Genomic DNA, 15,725 nt, shown 5'->3' with positions numbered 1-15,725 from the left:
TTAGAGCACCAATTCGATTGTCGAGGCGCGACATTATCAAGCAGATGCAATGATGTCGCGACAAATCCACACAAGTTGATTCAGACTGCATGCCAGCCCGCCGGATATTGCATGGCTCGCTGCAACAGAGAAAGTCAAAGCCAAGCGAGAATACCGAAATCGGCGCTGGAATTGGCAGAGAATATGAAGGAGGAGAGAAGAGAGTGGCGCGAGTGACGGGGCTCGAACCCGCGACCTCCGGCGTGACAGGCCGGCACTCTAACCGACTGAGCTACACCCGCGCATCGTGGACAGAAAAGGCGGATCAAGCACCCATCCGGCGCTTCCTTGAAATGGCGCGAGTGACGGGGCTCGAACCCGCGACCTCCGGCGTGACAGGCCGGCACTCTAACCGACTGAGCTACACCCGCTTTCATTTCAAGCGATCCGGAGGCTTTTCGCATCCGTGTCAAAGCAGCATCGCCGCTTCGATGAGCGGCTAACTAAGGGGTTCGCATTTGAGTGTCAAGCAGCTTTGGAGACAAAACGATGACAGTCTACGAATTGTTTTTGGAGAACGAAATTCGCTGCGAAAATTCAGCGTCTTATCAAGGGAGTAATTGTCGAGCGGACCTGGGCAATCAATTCCCGCCGCAGCTCTCGCTTACACCGCCGACGATTTTCCACAGCCCAAAAACCACCGAGACTTCAGCGAAGTGAGCGGCTCCGCTCAAAAAAATCAAAAAAACTTCACAAACACTCTTGCGGTTTGTCCGCGATCCGCATAGATCACGGCCACCGACGCGGCGGGCCGAACCGGACCGATCTCGCGAGGGCGATTAGCTCAGTTGGTAGAGCGCCTCGTTTACACCGAGGATGTCGGGAGTTCGAGTCTCTCATCGCCCACCATTTCTTCCTGCGATTTGCTTTGATGGTGGCGCATTCGCGAGCCACCTGAGCAGATCGCGTGCACTTTGTACCTCGTTCTCGAGAAAAAAAGGATGTGCCGTAGCCTGGCATGCGATTCGTGCCTCGCTTCGCAGAGCGCTCATTTACTTCGCCTTAATTGAGTGCGTTCAATATTGTCCTCATAAGTTGTCACAGGGAGCACGATAACCAGGCCGTTGCCTTACCTGCAATTGTTATGCAGCGGGCCATGGCTGCCTTCATGTCGCCCCCGCCTCGTCAGTGGTAGCAAGAAGTCACGTCGGAGAGAGCATCAGGTGCAGTCCAACACGCACACGAGCCTAGCCTTTCGCATTGCAACGGTCTTGCAACAACTCGGAATCGAAGGACTGCCGCGTAACTATGAGCTCATATTCGAGGCGCTGACCGGTAACAGTCCGGATCTCGCCCGCGAACTCAGGTTGCTCGGCCCGGTCAAGACGCAGGAGGCCCTGGATGGCATTGCCCGCCGTTATCTGCCCCACCACTTCGAAGGCAGCCAGCTCGAGGTGCGTTCCGGACAGGTGCAGCAGGAACTACAGAGCATTCTCTCCCTGCTCGACGAGGAAAAGTCAGCCCTGACGCGCTACGGAAGTGTCATCAGCCAAGCTGCCCGGGTCTTCGAAGCCAACGACGTAACGGACAAAGACGCGTTATCGCGATCGCTGCAATCGGTAAGCTCGGCAACAAGTACTCGCGAGGCACAAAGTGCGATGCTCGCTTCCAGGGTGATGGAGAAATCGCAAAAACTCGAGGAGGTACACCGCGAGGCCGCAGCCGCGAATGCTGCGAGATTTGTCGATGCGCTGACCGGCCTGGGGAACCGTCGGGTCTTCAACAAGGAACTCGCCAGCATATACGAGAAATCCGGCCTTCCAGATCTCTGCGGAATCGCCTTTGCGGATATGGACGGCTACGAGACTATTGCGGCCGTTCCAAATCTTCCTGAACCAACGCTCAAGAAAGTCGGCGAGTTGATCCAAGCGATGTTCGGTGAAGAGGATCTGGCCTGCCGCTTCGATCGGGGGCGTTTTGGTTTCATTTTCCGAACAGCAGATGAGACGGAGATCATGAGGCTCGTTGACAGGCTTCGCGAGCGACTGAAGGCGTTGCCGGTGGTGCATCCGGTTTCGGGAAAACGGGCAGCGCCGCTTACATTCTCAGTCGGGATATGTATGTCGAAGGAAGCCCGGACAGCTGATGCGCTTATCGCATTCGCCGAACAGGCGCTCGGCATGGCAAAGGCATCGGGCGGCAACAATGTCTCCATCCATGGTGTCGCGAATGTCTCACATGTGCCCAAGGACTGGCTGATCTACCGGTAGAACCAGGTAGCAGCGATTGGGCTTAACTCAGGAAGTAGCCTAGCCAACATTGCACCGCGCTGGCTATAAGATGGTTCTCGCGGGCCGCACGGTCCAGTCACTGAAGCATCATCCGAGACATCATCATGAAAACACGCGAGGAACGGCAGGCACAAAGAGCGAGCATGCCGAGGACCCAGCTAACGGCCCATCACATGGAGAACGCAAGGCTGCTTCCGGATCGAGGCGAGTTGCTCTATCGAATCCCAAACGGCGGCATCGGTGTCGAAGTCGGAGCTGCCTTTGGGGAATACACGGCGGAGATCCTGAAAAAGAACCGACCGGCGCAGCTCTACCTGATCGATCCCTGGAACATGGATCGCTATAGTTCGGGGCTCGATCAAATCCACAATCAGTTCAAGGACCAAATCGAGAGTGGGCAGTTGCACCTGATGCAGGGCACATCGCTCGAAAAGCTCGCCGAATTCGAAGATGACTTCCTCGACTGGGCTTACATCGATACCGATCATTCCTTCGAGCTCACCTGGCAGGAACTGCTGCTTTGCGAGAAGAAGGTCAAGCGGACGGGTCGAATCGCCGGGCACGATTTCTGCACCGGCAACACGGTCAAGCCGATCGTCTACGGCGTCGTCGAAGCGGTTACCAAGTTCTGCAAGGACTATGGCTGGCAATTCGAATTCCTGACGGTCGAATCGCATGCGCACTTTTCCTATTGCCTGAAGCGCCTGTGACCCGCGTCAGGCCTTTCCTGCATATTGCTCGTCGCTGACGTGTTCCATCCAGTCTGCGGCGCTGCCGTTCAGCGCTTCATGGATCGCGATATGGGTCACGGCGGTATCGGGGGCGGCGCCATGCCAGTGTTTTTCACCGGGCGCGAACCAAACCGTGTCGCCGGCGCCGATTTCATGCAGCGGTCCGCCTTCGCTCTGCGCCAGACCTTTTCCGGCTGTGACGACGAGGGTCTGCCCCAACGGGTGCGTATGCCAGGCGGTTCGCGCACCTGGCTCGAACGTGACGCTTACAACCCTCACCCGTGCCGGGCTTGGTGCATCCATCAATGGGTCCTGGCGCACCGACCCTGTGAAATATTCTGTCGGCGCTTGTATGGAGGGCTGCGATCCGCAAGGTTTGATCTCCATCGACGCTTCCTTTTCGAGTATAACGATCAGTCTAGGAGGCAACCGTAAGCCAAGTGACTTCATTGTCCAAGCGGCGTGTGGCCAGTCGCCGGCTCTTGTCACCACCTAGAGATCAAAACAAATTCACGCCCTTAAAGCCGCCCGCTAGAAGAAATAACGACGCTCAGAGCGATGCCGCCCTATCTCCGCTACAGGCGCTTGCTCCTCGCCTGAGCGACTGCTAGGGCGAGGTATTTCATGACGCGGAGAATTTCCATGAAACAGCATTCTTTCGGCCATCTGCCCCATACCGTGACGAATATCGGCTTCGGCGCATGGCAGATCGGCGGCGCCTGGGGCGATGTCAGCGAAGCCGACGGACGCGACGCGCTGAACGCGGCGCTCGACGCCGGCATGACCTTCATCGATACCGCCGATGTCTACGGTGACGGTCGGTCGGAAAAGATTATTGCCGACGTTCTGGCGAGCCGCGGCGGCGAACGGCCGATGGTTGCGACGAAGGCAGGTCGCCGGCTCAACCCGCATGTCGTCGATGGCTACACCAAGGCCAACCTCGAGGGCTTCATCGATCGCAGTCTGAAAAACCTGCGAGTCGACAGCCTTGATCTGGTGCAGCTGCACTGCCCTCCAACCGAGGTGCTTTATCGCCCGGAGGTCTTCGATGGTCTAAACGAGTTGCAAAAGGTCGGTAAGATCAGGGCTTACGGCGTGAGCGTGCAGAAGGTCGAGGAAGCGCTGAAGGCGATCGAGTATCCTGGTGTTGTCAGCATCCAGATCATCTACAACATCTTTCGCCAGAGACCCGACCACCTGTTTTTCCAGGAGGCTCGCCGGAAAAATATCGCCGTCATCGCACGCGTGCCGCTCGCCAGCGGCTTGCTGTCCGGCAAGATCACCCGCGAAACCAAATTCGCAAGCGATGATCACCGCAATTTCAATCGCCAAGGCGAGGCCTTCGATGTCGGCGAGACGTTCGCGGGCGTTCCCTTCGACATCGGCCTGCAGGCTGTGGAGGAAGTGCGCAAGCTCGTGCCATCGGGCGCGACGATGGCGGCCTTCGCGCTCCGTTGGATCCTGATGAGCGATGCTGTCACTGTTGCCATTCCCGGCGCACGCAACGCCGAGCAAGCGCGTGCAAACGCGGCAGCAGCAAGCCTGGCGCCGCTCTCACGCGAGGTGATGGAGGCCACACGCGAAATCTACGAGCGGCTGGTCGCCCCTTATGTCCACCAGCGCTGGTAAGGTAGGCAAATGACACGAGAATAGCCGGGCATAGACCCGGCCATTCTGTTTCGTGGCGCAACTAATCTTAGTTCGTGCCGACGAGGGTGACCTGGAAGAAGAGAGTTTCGCCCGTCTCGTTCCCCGCCATCTTTATCCGTGACAGATGAGCCGTCGCCGGTCGCCGGGCGTCAGGAGCGCAAGAAGCCAGACGGTAATGGTCTCCGGTCGACCCCCGGTAAGGCTCTTGGTGATCAACGATGAGGCGCACCACAGAAGGGCCGAAAGGATCGGCAGGAGCGCGGCCCAACTGAAACTATCCGACCACGGCTGCAGATCATTGCTCCCAGGAAGCGGTGGCGGTCGCTGCTCACCGCGGCACCCATGATCATGAAGAACGGGGTCGTCATCACCAGAGCGATTGCCTGCCAGATCGGCACGGACGCAAGCCCCGCGACCCAGGTCGTCACGCCAAAAGTCGCCAAGGCGACGCGCGCGATGTGACGCCAGGCATAGCGCGTCCTCATGGCTCCAATGCCAACGCGCCGAAGAAAGGGCAATGAGAAGATCAGAGCAAAAGCATATTGCCAGAACGCTGCCGAAGCTGAGGGAAAAGCGAGCATCAGCGTCAGCCATTGGGTGACGACATTGAGAATCGAGAAGGTTATGCCCGCAGCGATCATGCACGCAGCACCGGACCATAGCTCGCGGTGCAGAATATGTACGGGAAGTCTGATTCATGTTTTTCTTTCGAACCCAACACAAATCAGGACGCATGAGCGCGAACGGCAGCTAGGACAGTTTCCGCCCTTGCCTGCTCCGCTCATTCTCTTTCATCCGGACTGTAACCGTCGGCTCCGGATTGCACCGGATCTGCTGACCCTTTCGGCACCAGCCAAAAGGCGTTCGCGGGGTTGAGCCCAGACTCTTACCGCCGGTGGGGACTTTCGCCCCGCCATGAGAACAGCCATTTGGTAAGACATACCTCGCGTGCCGACAAGGCTGCCCCGAGATGCAAAAAGGGTTCGGCAGTGGCCGAACCCTTCGAAACTTGTACCGCCGGTCTCGTTGCCCGGCCGCCAAGAAAACTCATATCAGCCGTTGACTGCGTCCTTCAGGCCCTTGCCGGGCGTGAACTTCGGCACGTTGCGAGCCGGAATATCGACTTCTGCGCCGGTAGACGGATTGCGGCCCTTCGTAGCAGCGCGATGGGAAACGGTGAAGCTACCGAAACCAGCGAGGCGAACGTCGCCCTTGCCCTTCAGTTCAGCCTGGACGACTTCAAAAACAGCGTCAACTGCGGAAGCAGCGTCGGTCTTCGAAAGCCCTGCCTTTTCGGCAACTGCGGACACGAGTTCATTCTTGTTCATGTTTCCACCCCTTTCTAAATGGTTCGAAACGTCTCAAATCTATAAGCTAAGGCGCAGAATAGAGTTCATCAGGCCCGCCGCACCCCAAAGACCCTGCAAATCAGGGAAATGCAAGAGTCTGCAAGGCGATTTCACAAAAAAAGGCTGGCGAAAACACCAGCCTTTTCAGGGTTTTTAAGCAATTGGGCACGAATGTGGCAAACAAAGCTCAGTGAGCTATGGTTGCACCCGTTTCGTCGAGCCCTTCGACCGTGGCGATAACAGGCGTTTCCACCGTTCCATCCCATTCGATCGCTTCCGGTCTGCGAACCAGCGCATGCTTGATCACCTCGCCCATACGGGACACAGGGATGATCTCCATGTTGTTCTTCACGTTATCCGGAATCTCCGCCAGATCCTTGGCGTTTTCTTCCGGAATCAGCACCTTCTTGATGCCGCCGCGAAGCGCTGCCAGCAGCTTTTCCTTGAGGCCGCCGATCGGCAGAACACGACCACGAAGGGTGATTTCACCCGTCATCGCCACGTTCTTGTCGACCGGGATGCCGGTCATGATCGAGACAATCGCGGTTGCCATGGCAACACCGGCGGACGGACCATCCTTCGGCGTTGCACCTTCCGGCACGTGCACGTGGATGTCGCTCTTATCAAAGCGCGGCGGCTCAATGCCGAAATCGACAGCGCGCGAGCGGACATAAGACGCCGCTGCGGAGATCGATTCCTTCATGACTTCCTTAAGGTTGCCGGTCACGGTCATCCGCCCCTTGCCCGGCATCATGACGCCTTCGATCGTCAGCAGTTCGCCGCCGACTTCCGTCCAGGCCAGACCCGTTACCACGCCGACCTGATCCTCACGCTCTGCTTCGCCGTGGCGGAAGCGCGGAACGCCCAGATAGTCATCGATGTTTTCGGCGGTGACATGAACCGACTTCGTCTTGCCCTTGATGATCTCGGTGACCGCCTTACGGGCGAGCTTCATCAATTCGCGTTCGAAGTTACGAACACCGGCTTCGCGGGTGTACTGCTGGCTGATTGCCATCAGTGCATCGTCGCTGACCGAGAATTCGCTCGGCTGCAGTGCATGTTCCTTGATGGCCTTCGGCAGCAGGTGCCGCTTGGCGATCTCACGCTTTTCGTCTTCGGTGTAGCCAGCGATACGGATGACTTCCATGCGGTCCATCAAGGGCGCAGGGATATTCAGCGTGTTCGCTGTCGTGATGAACATCACATCAGACAGGTCGTATTCGACTTCCAGGTAGTGATCCATGAACGTCGAGTTCTGAGCCGGATCCAGCACCTCGAGAAGCGCCGAGGACGGATCGCCACGGAAATCCTGGCCCATCTTGTCGATTTCATCGAGCAGGAAAAGCGGGTTGGACTTCTTTGCCTTCTTCATCGACTGGATGACCTTACCGGGCATAGAGCCGATGTAGGTGCGGCGATGGCCGCGGATTTCAGCTTCGTCGCGAACGCCGCCGAGGGCCATGCGCACATACTCACGGCCTGTCGCCTTGGCGATAGACTGGGCGAGCGACGTCTTGCCGACGCCTGGAGGGCCGACGAGGCACAGGATCGGGCCTTTGATCTTCGTCGCGCGAGCCTGAACAGCCAGGTACTCGACAATGCGTTCCTTGACCTTGTCGAGACCGAAGTGATCGGCTTCAAGGATCTTTTCAGCATTGTTGAGATCCGACTTGATCTTCGACTTCTTACCCCACGGAATGCCGAGCAACCAGTCGAGGTAGTTGCGAACCACCGTGGCTTCGGCCGACATCGGGCTCATCTGGCGCAGCTTCTTCAGCTCAGCATCAGCCTTTTCCTTAGCTTCCTTGGACAGCTTGGTCTTGGCGATGCGTTCTTCCAGTTCGGCCATCTCATCGCGGCCTTCCTCGCCGTCGCCGAGCTCCTTCTGGATCGCCTTCATCTGCTCATTCAGGTAATACTCGCGCTGGGTCTTCTCCATCTGGCGCTTGACGCGCGAGCGAATGCGCTTCTCGACCTGAAGGACCGAGATTTCGCCCTCCATGAAGCCGAGCGCCTTTTCCAGGCGTGCCTTGACGCTGGTGGTTTCCAGCATCTCTTGCTTCTCGGTGATCTTGATCGACAGGTGCGAAGCGACCGTGTCGGCAAGCTTCGAGTAGTCGTCGATCTGGCTGGCTGCGCCAACAACCTCAGGCGAGATCTTCTTGTTGAGTTTTACATAGCTCTCGAATTCCGACACCACCGAGCGGCTGAGCGCTTCAAGCTCGACAGGATCGTCATGCGGCTCTTCGAGAACATGACCGAGGGCTTCGTAGAAATCCTCGCGAGCGGTGTAAGCGTCGATCTCGGCGCGCGCGCGACCCTCGACCAGAACCTTGACGGTGCCATCGGGAAGCTTCAGCAACTGCAATACATTGGCGACTGTGCCGACGTTGTGAATGGCCGACGGTTCTGGATCGTCATCGCTCGCATTGATCTGCGTGACGAGCATGATCTGCTTGTCCGATCCCATGACCTCCTCAAGCGCACGGATCGACTTCTCGCGGCCGACAAATAGCGGCACGATCATATGCGGGAAGACGACGATGTCGCGCAGGGGCAAAACCGGATATGCAATGCTCGCAACTGACGTTTTCTTCGTCATTTTATTTCCTTTCCATCGTCCCGTTGGCGGGCTCTTCTGGTACGGCCACTAGAACCGGCCGCACTCCACTTGAGACTACAAGTGGAGGTTCTGACTATGCTTTTCAAGCTGCGCTATGGCCGGTGCCCCCCTGGACATGACAGCTATGCGACAACGGAACACCTTCACTCTGGAGCGCCTGGCTTGGCCGGCCCTTACCACTTCCGCGCCGGCTAACACATAAGACCGAAACACACCAACGGAATCATTCCATAATTGCCACGGACGTGGGAATCCGCAACCGCAGCCGAGGCGCTTTCAGACCTCTTTAGCAAGATTTATCAGGCTCGTGCACTGGTTTTGAAATAGAAAGGGGCCTGCCAACGGCAAGCCCCTAAAATTCACGGTTCGTATCTTAACGATATCATGCCTCACGCCGAAGCGTTGGCCTTCTCGTCCTGGCGATCGGCATAGATGTAAAGCGGACGGGCGGAGCCGCGTGCCACTTCCTCGGAGATGACGACCTCGCGGACGCCTTCCAGCGCCGGCAGTTCGAACATCGTGTCGAGCAGGATCTTTTCCATGATCGAGCGAAGGCCGCGAGCACCGGTCTTGCGAATAATCGCCTTGCGGGCGATCTCGCGAAGTGCGTCCTCATGGAAGGTCAGTTCCACGTCTTCCATCTCGAACAGGCGCTGGTACTGCTTGATCAGGGCATTCTTCGGCTCGGACAAGATCTGGATCAGCGCATCCTCGTCGAGATCCTCGAGCGTCGCCAGAACCGGCAGACGACCAATGAACTCAGGAATGAGGCCGAACTTGACCAGATCTTCCGGCTCCAGCTCGCGCAGGACTTCGCCGACGCGTCGGTCGTCCGGAGCCTTGACGGTCGCGCCGAAGCCGATCGAGGTCTTTTCGCCGCGGGCAGAAATGATCTTGTCGAGGCCCGCGAACGCGCCACCGCAGATGAACAGGATATTCGTGGTATCGACCTGCAGGAATTCCTGCTGCGGATGCTTGCGGCCACCCTGTGGCGGTACGGAAGCAACCGTGCCTTCCATGATCTTCAGAAGCGCCTGCTGGACGCCCTCGCCCGAAACGTCGCGCGTGATCGACGGGTTGTCGGACTTACGTGAAATTTTGTCGACTTCGTCGATGTAGACGATGCCGCGCTGGGCGCGCTCGACGTTGTAGTCGGCAGCCTGCAGCAACTTCAAAATGATGTTTTCGACGTCTTCACCGACATAGCCGGCTTCCGTCAGCGTTGTCGCATCGGCCATGGTGAAGGGAACGTCGATGATGCGAGCGAGCGTCTGGGCAAGATAGGTCTTGCCGCAACCGGTCGGGCCGACCAGCATGATATTCGACTTCGCCAGTTCGACTTCGCTGTTCTTCGTGGCATGCGCGAGGCGCTTGTAATGGTTGTGAACGGCGACCGACAGGATCTTCTTCGCCTGGCGCTGACCGATGACGTATTCGTCGAGAACCTTGATGATGTCCTGGGGCGTAGGAACGCCATCGCGGGACTTGACCATCGAGGACTTGTTCTCTTCGCGAATAATGTCCATGCACAATTCGACGCATTCATCGCAAATGAAAACCGTCGGTCCGGCAATCAGCTTCCGGACTTCGTGCTGGCTCTTTCCGCAGAAGGAGCAGTACAGGGTGTTTTTAGAGTCGCCGCCGTTGCTGCCGCTGACCTTGCTCATATCACTTTCCTTCCAGCACGCCGCATTTCAAGGTGAAAATACGGTCCACTCATTGGCCTGCTCCACGCTTGGAGCCCCAGCCGGCCAAGGCCGTTAAGGGGTACGAACCGGTCCAAACTAAGCTGTCCTGGCTCCGGCGGCAACGAATTCCCCTTCGACTGCCGATGCTATGTCATAAAAATTCAACATAGCATTAATACTTGAGATCGCCGTACCCGCCACGGGTTTCTTCCCTTGTTCGATCACAAATGAGATAGAACTGTGGCGAATACAACACCATTCCGGCTTCTCACTGGGCGGTATCGCCTTCCATCTCGACGCGCGACGTCAGGACCTTGTCGATGACACCCCAGGTCTGAGCCTCGTCCGCATCCATGAAGTGGTCGCGGTCGAGGGTTTTTTCGACTTCCTCGTAGGTGCGGCCGGTGTGCTTGACGTAAACTTCATTGAGGCGGCGCTTCATCTTCAGAATATCGCGGGCGTGACGCTCGATGTCCGATGCCTGACCTTGGAAGCCGCCCGAAGGCTGATGCACCATGATACGGGAATTCGGGGTGGCAAAGCGCATGTCCTTGTGACCGGCGGCTAGAAGTAGCGAGCCCATCGAGGCGGCCTGCCCGATGCAGAGCGTCGAGACCGCAGGCTTGATGAACTGCATCGTGTCGTAGATTGCCATACCGGCAGTAACGACGCCGCCCGGCGAGTTTATGTAGAGCGCGATTTCCTTCTTCGGGTTCTCGGCCTCGAGGAAGAGGAGCTGGGCGCAGACGAGCGTCGCCATATGATCCTCGACCGGGCCAGTCAGGAAGATGATGCGTTCCTTGAGCAGGCGCGAATAGATGTCGTAGGAGCGTTCACCGCGATTGGTCTGTTCCACGACCATCGGCACAAGTGCCATAGCGGTATCGACTGGGTTTCTCATGTGCGTCCTTTGTCAACGTCTGCCGGCTAGGCCGGGAATCAAAGAAAATGCCTTATCCCTACATAGAGCTTCCCTGCCCTCCTCTTCAAGACGCGCTGATGGATAACGTTAAGAGGAGCAGGCGCAAGGCGAACAACTTTTCGCCGATGTGGGCTCATTCCCGCAATTAACGTCGAAGAGCGAGCGGTGATCGCGCCCCCGCACAGCTTTTGTCAATGTCAGGATGAACGAACTCTGAATCCGCATGCGACTGCGCTGCGTTTACAGACCAGAAAGCCTAACGACAACTCGGCACAAAAATGCACTGACGACCATGCGCAATTAATGAAGTTGCCAGCTTCTTCCGAAAGAATGCGCGCAATGCAAGGGGTATTGCCGTGTTCAATGTTACGACTGGATTAGCCATTTGGTGTTCGGAAGCCATGACGCTCGCGCTGGTAGCTTTCATGGCCTGGCGCCACGATGTCCGAAACAAGGCCTATTTCTATTGGGGAATGGGCTTTCTTCTTAGCGGCGTGGGTTTTGCAATGGTTGCCCTGCGCGGGCAGATACCCAGCATTTTCTCCATCGAGATCGGCAACACGATCGCGCTTTGCGGACAAAGCGCGTGGGTTGCTGGATACTTGGCGCTCGATCGCCGCAAGCTCGAATGGTGGGCATTGCTGCCGCCCCTCGTGTGGCTGGGCGGCGTCTTCCTGCCGTGGGTCAACGACGACTACGCCAATCGCGTCATTCTTTATAACCTGGCCTCGGCCACCGGCGCGACGGCGCTGGCAATGGCCGTCTGCATGGCCGGTCAGCGTAATGAGAGCTCGCGAGGCAAACTGGGCGCCATCTTTGTTATTCAGAGTCTGCTCTCGTTCGGCACGGCGATGGCGATGGCGCTGATCGGCCCAACCGACACGGAAGCCGCCAATTTCGCCGGCGCCGCCGCTATGGCAACGGGTTTCCTATTGACCCTCGCCTGCGCCCTCACTTGCCTAGTCATCATGGAGCGATCGGAGAAGCACCTTCGTATGCTCAGCCTGACCGATTCACTGACGGGTGTGTTGAACCGTCGCGGGCTTTTCGGCCGCTTTGACGCCATTCAGGAGAGCGCATTCCAAGACAACCGCCAGGTTGCCGTACTGATCTTCGACCTCGACCACTTCAAGCGCGTCAACGACCGCTTCGGCCACCAGGCTGGCGACATCATACTGACGGTATTTGCCCGTATGGCCCGCCAATTCGTACCTGATGGAGCCTTCGGGCGCATGGGCGGCGAGGAGTTTGCCGCTTTCGCGACGGTGGCCGACCAGACCGAGGCGGAAGCACTGGCGGAATCGATCCGCGCCGAGTTCTGTCGCGTCCCAGTGAGCACTGGCGAGGCAATCATACCGGCGACCGTCAGCACCGGTGTCGCTCTTGCCTCGGCTCTTGAGGCCAACCGAGATAAATTGGTCTCAGCGGCCGATCGCGCGCTATATGCCGCCAAGTCAGCCGGCCGCAACTGCACTGTCATCTTCGGTGAAGCCGAAGCTGCGGCTCCGCCCCCTCCGCAACCGGATCAAACAAGTGGCGAGCTCGTTCCCACACTCGACGACCAAATTCACGCGCTCCGCCGCGTCGGATCTTTATCCAGAGGTTGACCCCATCTTTTCGAGGCTTGGCAAATCCGCTAATCCTCGAAACATGATGATCCCACCTTTTCTCTCCATCGACGCCACGACACGCCACGTCTCCCTGGACGCAAGCAATCCAGCCTTTTACAGTGATCCGAACACTGTTTACGCCGCTCTCCACGCGCGCTGCCCCACATTCTATTGGGAGCAGCAGAAGCAGTGGTTCTTCACCGGCTACGACCAGGTCAACAGCCTGCTGCGCGATCGTCGTTTTGGCCGCCAGATCCTGCATATCGCAAGCCGCGAAGAACTCGACCTTCCAGAGCCGGACCAGCACGTCGCGAATTTTGATCTTGCTGAACGATACTCCTTGCTCGAGCTGGAGCCGCCTGAGCACACGCGCCTGCGAACGCTCGTCAATCGCGCTTTCGTCTCCCGCCACGTGGAGAGGATGAAGCCAGAGCTTGCCGAGCTTGCCAACAAGCTCATTGACGGCTTTGAGACGGACAACGAAGTCGAGCTGCTTTCAGCATTTGCCGACATCATTCCCGTGACGATGATTGCCCGCATGATCGGCATTCCGGAGGAAATGGGGCCGCAGCTCCTGAAGTGGTCCCATGCTTACATCCGCATGTATCTCTTCGGTCGCACCCAACAGGACGAGGATGGCGCCGAGCGGGCTGCGAAGGAATTTTCGGACTATGTAAAGACTGTCATCGCCGAGCGCCGCGCCAACCCGCGGGACGACCTCCTGACGCACATGATCCATACCGAACACAAGGGCCAGTATCTGACCGAGGATGAACTCGTTTCGACGACGATAGTCCTTCTCAATGCCGGTCATGAGGCGACGGTCCACCAGATCGGCAATTCGGTGCGCATCATCCTGGACAGCGGGCGCGATCCGGCCGATCTTTTCAAGGACGAGGCAACGATCGAACGAACCATCGAAGAGTCCCTGCGCATCTGCGCACCGGTTCACATTTTTCAGCGCTGGGCGTTGGAGCCGGTCGAGATCGATGGCATTTCGTTCAAGCGAGGCGACAAGGTCAGCCTGATTCTAGCCGCCGCCAATCTCGACCCTGCAAAATTCAGCGATCCACTCACCTTCAGGCCCGACCGCAACGAGGCTCCAAATCTCTCCTTTGGCGCTGGCATCCACTTCTGCATTGGGGCGCCGCTGGCCCGGCTCGAGCTGAACGTCGTCCTGCCAATTCTCTTTAAGCGGCTGCCAGGGTTGAGGCTTGCCAGGACACCCGTCGTAAAAGACGTCTATCATTTCCACGGATTGGACCGACTGGATCTCGTTTGGTAGGCTGTCAATGAAAACGTCCGCGCCCCAGGCAGCGCGGACGTTTCTGTCATACTTCTGTCTCGCTTACTCAGCGGCTTGTAAGGCCGACACTTCGGCTACCGGCTCCTGTGGCAACTTGCCTGCCATGGCCGCAGCAAACTTCGTCTGGTCGAGCTCATTCTCCCAGCGGGCGACCACGACCGTTGCAACGGCGTTACCGACAAAATTCGTCAGAGCGCGGCATTCCGACATGAAGCGGTCGATGCCGAGGATCAGCGCCATGCCGGCAACGGGAACCGAGGGTACAACAGAGAGCGTTGCAGCGAGCGTGATAAAGCCGGCGCCGGTGATGCCGGCAGCACCCTTGGAACTCAACATTGCAACCAGCAGAAGCAGGATCTGGTCTGCCAAGGTCAGCGGCGTGTCCGTCGCCTGAGCGATGAAGAGAGCCGCGAGCGTCATGTAGATGTTCGTGCCATCGAGATTGAAGGAATAGCCAGTCGGGATAACGAGCCCGACGACCGAGCGTTTGCAGCCTGCCTGTTCCATCTTGGCCATGAGACCGGGAAGCGCTGCCTCAGAAGAGGATGTGCCGAGCACCAGCAGCAGCTCTTCCTTGATGTAGCGGATCAGCGAAAGGATCGAGAATCCGTTATACCGCGCGACCGCGCCGAGGACGACGAGCACGAAGAGCAGCGACGTCAGGTAAAAGGTACCGATCAGCATTGCCAGATTTGCAATGGAGCCGATGCCGTATTTGCCGATCGTGAAGGCCATGGCGCCGAATGCACCGATCGGAGCAGCCTTCATCAGGACAGCCACCAGCTTGAAGACCGGGGCAGTCAGGGCCTGCAGAAAGTCGACAACCGGTCGACCACGATCGCCAACCATGGCAAGCGCGATACCGAAGAGGACCGAGAAGAATAGCACCTGAAGAATATCGCCCTCGGCAAAGGCGCCAACGATTGTGTTCGGAATGATGTTCATTAGGAAGCCCGTGACCGTCGCGTCATGAGCCTTGTCCGCGTAGGTTGCAACGGCCTTGGCATCGAGCGTCGCCGGATCGATATGCATGCCGGCACCCGGCTGTATGACGTTGGCGACCAACAGGCCGACGGCGAGGGCCAGCGTCGAAAAGACGAGAAAGTAGAGCATTGCCTTGCCGGCAACGCGTCCGACCTTCTGCAGATCGGACATCCCGGCGATGCCCGTCGCAACCGTCAAGAAGATGACGGGGGCGATGATCATCTTGACGAGCTTGATGAAGGCGTCGCCCAGCGGCTTCAGGGCCGTGCCGACGTCGGGATAGAAATGGCCGAGCAGAATGCCAGCACAGATGGCGGCAATAACCTGCACGTAGAGAAGCCGGTAAAATGGAACCGTGCCGCGCGGCTGCGCGACTGGAAGTGCTGCACCCATGATGTCCTCCATGTGCCCCAAAACCAAAGGTGGCCTCCCGGGGCGATTGTGTAACCAAGTCAACAGCCACGCGGCTGTTTGAGGAGGTTTTGCAACATGCGTGCCAAGTTGTGACGAAACTATGAAATCATTGATTCACAATCAATATTTCGAATTCACCTCCCACATAATGGGAGATTTGCGCGTATTTTCGCACAAA

Annotated in this window: 11 protein-coding genes, 3 tRNA genes, 1 pseudogene and 1 riboswitch; of the genes and pseudogenes, 6 read left to right on the top strand and 9 right to left on the bottom strand. The window is 57.9% G+C overall.

What is annotated here, in order from left to right; translation table 11 throughout:
• Positions 1-204: 204 nt before the first annotated feature.
• Together BN77_RS11255 and BN77_RS11250 are read right to left on the bottom strand one after the other, a co-directional pair.
• A tRNA-Asp gene (locus tag BN77_RS11255) sits at positions 205-281 on the bottom strand.
• A gap of 52 nt (positions 282-333) precedes the next feature.
• Positions 334-410 (bottom strand) — tRNA-Asp (locus BN77_RS11250).
• Between the two features lie 402 nt (positions 411-812).
• Here BN77_RS11250 and BN77_RS11245 point away from each other — a divergent pair.
• From BN77_RS11245 to BN77_RS11235, 3 genes are all read left to right on the top strand, one after another.
• Positions 813-888, top strand: a tRNA-Val gene (locus tag BN77_RS11245).
• Positions 889-1,202: 314 nt separating this feature from the next.
• A complete protein-coding gene (locus BN77_RS11240) occupies positions 1,203-2,249 on the top strand; it encodes a GGDEF domain-containing protein (protein ID WP_007531771.1) in 1,047 nt (348 codons plus the stop codon).
• Between the two features lie 125 nt (positions 2,250-2,374).
• Positions 2,375-2,980: a class I SAM-dependent methyltransferase gene (locus BN77_RS11235; protein ID WP_040677051.1), complete on the top strand. Its 606-nt coding sequence runs from the start codon at positions 2,375-2,377 to the stop codon at positions 2,978-2,980.
• 6 nt (positions 2,981-2,986) lie between these two features.
• On the opposite strand, the gene BN77_RS11230 is transcribed toward BN77_RS11235, so the two are convergent.
• A complete protein-coding gene (locus tag BN77_RS11230) occupies positions 2,987-3,388 on the bottom strand; it encodes a (R)-mandelonitrile lyase (protein WP_007531767.1) in 402 nt (133 codons plus the stop codon).
• Positions 3,389-3,643: 255 nt separating this feature from the next.
• Between BN77_RS11230 and BN77_RS11225 the strand changes: the two genes are divergently transcribed.
• Entirely contained in the window at positions 3,644-4,630 is a 987-nt protein-coding gene (locus BN77_RS11225; RefSeq protein ID WP_007531765.1) for an aldo/keto reductase, read from the top strand.
• Positions 4,631-4,795: 165 nt separating this feature from the next.
• Here the strand turns inward: BN77_RS11225 and BN77_RS11220 are convergent.
• The 5 genes and pseudogenes from BN77_RS11220 to clpP form a co-directional block, all read right to left on the bottom strand.
• Positions 4,796-5,350: pseudogene (locus BN77_RS11220) on the bottom strand (EamA family transporter); the annotation flags it as partial.
• A gap of 80 nt (positions 5,351-5,430) precedes the next feature.
• Positions 5,431-5,578, bottom strand: a riboswitch (FMN riboswitch).
• 125 nt (positions 5,579-5,703) lie between these two features.
• On the bottom strand, positions 5,704-5,979 hold the full coding sequence (gene hupB, locus BN77_RS11215) for a DNA-binding protein HupB (RefSeq protein ID WP_007531759.1): 276 nt from the start codon (positions 5,977-5,979) through the stop codon (positions 5,704-5,706).
• Between the two features lie 208 nt (positions 5,980-6,187).
• Complete coding sequence (lon, locus tag BN77_RS11210) at positions 6,188-8,602, bottom strand: endopeptidase La (RefSeq protein ID WP_007531757.1); 2,415 nt, start codon at positions 8,600-8,602, stop codon at positions 6,188-6,190.
• A 410-nt stretch (positions 8,603-9,012) separates the two neighbouring features.
• The gene (clpX, locus tag BN77_RS11205; RefSeq protein ID WP_007531755.1) at positions 9,013-10,290 is read right to left on the bottom strand and encodes an ATP-dependent Clp protease ATP-binding subunit ClpX; all 1,278 of its coding nucleotides are present in this window, start codon (positions 10,288-10,290) and stop codon (positions 9,013-9,015) included.
• 289 nt (positions 10,291-10,579) lie between these two features.
• Positions 10,580-11,212: an ATP-dependent Clp endopeptidase proteolytic subunit ClpP gene (gene clpP / locus BN77_RS11200; protein ID WP_040677047.1), complete on the bottom strand. Its 633-nt coding sequence runs from the start codon at positions 11,210-11,212 to the stop codon at positions 10,580-10,582.
• 422 nt (positions 11,213-11,634) lie between these two features.
• Here clpP and BN77_RS11195 point away from each other — a divergent pair, with 422 nt between their 5' ends.
• The gene (locus tag BN77_RS11195; protein ID WP_040677044.1) at positions 11,635-12,840 is read left to right on the top strand and encodes a GGDEF domain-containing protein; all 1,206 of its coding nucleotides are present in this window, start codon (positions 11,635-11,637) and stop codon (positions 12,838-12,840) included.
• Positions 12,841-12,883: 43 nt separating this feature from the next.
• Positions 12,884-14,128 carry a cytochrome P450 gene (locus BN77_RS11190; protein ID WP_007531749.1) on the top strand — a complete coding sequence of 415 codons (1,245 nt, stop codon included), beginning with the start codon at positions 12,884-12,886 and terminating at the stop codon, positions 14,126-14,128.
• A gap of 63 nt (positions 14,129-14,191) precedes the next feature.
• Here BN77_RS11190 and BN77_RS11185 read toward each other — a convergent pair whose 3' ends face one another.
• On the bottom strand, positions 14,192-15,526 hold the full coding sequence (locus BN77_RS11185; protein WP_007531747.1) for a dicarboxylate/amino acid:cation symporter: 1,335 nt from the start codon (positions 15,524-15,526) through the stop codon (positions 14,192-14,194).
• Positions 15,527-15,725 lie beyond the last annotated feature (199 nt).

Source organism: Rhizobium mesoamericanum STM3625 (assembly GCF_000312665.1).
Classification (GTDB): Bacteria; Pseudomonadota; Alphaproteobacteria; order Rhizobiales; family Rhizobiaceae; genus Rhizobium; species Rhizobium mesoamericanum.
Note: the sequence above shows the minus strand (reverse complement) of the source record. Positions and strands in the feature narration are given on the sequence as shown.

What these genes read in the sequence shown, in the direction of transcription:
- BN77_RS11235 (WP_040677051.1), top strand. Translation starts at nt 2,375, where the DNA reads ATGAAAACACGCGAGGAACGGCAGGCACAAAGAGCGAGCATGCCGAGG.
- BN77_RS11230 (WP_007531767.1), bottom strand. Translation starts at nt 3,388, where the DNA reads ATGGAGATCAAACCTTGCGGATCGCAGCCCTCCATACAAGCGCCGACA.
- BN77_RS11225 (WP_007531765.1), top strand. Translation starts at nt 3,644, where the DNA reads ATGAAACAGCATTCTTTCGGCCATCTGCCCCATACCGTGACGAATATC.
- hupB (WP_007531759.1), bottom strand. Translation starts at nt 5,979, where the DNA reads ATGAACAAGAATGAACTCGTGTCCGCAGTTGCCGAAAAGGCAGGGCTT.
- lon (WP_007531757.1), bottom strand. Translation starts at nt 8,602, where the DNA reads ATGACGAAGAAAACGTCAGTTGCGAGCATTGCATATCCGGTTTTGCCC.
- clpX (WP_007531755.1), bottom strand. Translation starts at nt 10,290, where the DNA reads ATGAGCAAGGTCAGCGGCAGCAACGGCGGCGACTCTAAAAACACCCTG.
- clpP (WP_040677047.1), bottom strand. Translation starts at nt 11,212, where the DNA reads ATGAGAAACCCAGTCGATACCGCTATGGCACTTGTGCCGATGGTCGTG.
- BN77_RS11195 (WP_040677044.1), top strand. Translation starts at nt 11,635, where the DNA reads ATGACGCTCGCGCTGGTAGCTTTCATGGCCTGGCGCCACGATGTCCGA.
- BN77_RS11190 (WP_007531749.1), top strand. Translation starts at nt 12,884, where the DNA reads ATGATGATCCCACCTTTTCTCTCCATCGACGCCACGACACGCCACGTC.
- BN77_RS11185 (WP_007531747.1), bottom strand. Translation starts at nt 15,526, where the DNA reads ATGGGTGCAGCACTTCCAGTCGCGCAGCCGCGCGGCACGGTTCCATTT.